The sequence below is a fragment of the Sedimentibacter sp. B4 genome (genome assembly GCF_000309315.1).
In the GTDB taxonomy this organism is placed as follows: domain Bacteria; phylum Bacillota; class Clostridia; order Tissierellales; family Sedimentibacteraceae; genus Sedimentibacter; species Sedimentibacter saalensis.
The window spans coordinates 1-403 of sequence record NZ_CANG01000533.1; the positions used below are offsets into that span (position 1 = coordinate 1).

At 69.5% G+C, this 403-nt stretch carries 1 protein-coding gene; it reads right to left on the reverse strand.

Annotated elements, in window-relative coordinates; translation table 11 throughout:
• Window positions 1-69 precede the first annotated feature (69 nt).
• Window positions 70-403 (reverse strand): substrate-binding domain-containing protein (locus BN358_RS12135; protein ID WP_040583164.1); only part of this gene is annotated, 334 nt, incomplete at its 5' end.

Consider the following 403-nt stretch of genomic DNA (forward strand, 5'->3'; position numbering starts at 1 on the left):
CGTCCACGTCGCTCTACCGTGCCCGGACCTCGGTGCCGGGCGCCGCCTGGGTGTAGACGGTCGCGGCGCTCAGCGCAGGCTCTGTGCCTTGCGCGCGGGCCCCGTCGATTCACGAACCTTCAGCTGTACCGGCATCACCAGTGCCGAGTCGGACTTCGGTACGGCGCCGCGGACCAGAGCGACCACGTTGCGCACCGCCTGGAGGCCGAGCTGGAGGGCGGGCAGCGCGATCGTGGTCAGCTTCGGGGTTACCAGGCGAGAAGCCAGGACATCGTCGATCCCCACGATCGAGACGTCCTCCGGAATCCGGATACCCGCAGCCTGGAGCCCGTGCATGAGGCCGATCGCGAGCATGTCGTTGTGCGCGATGATCGCCGTCGGGGGGCGGTCGACGAGTTGCCGG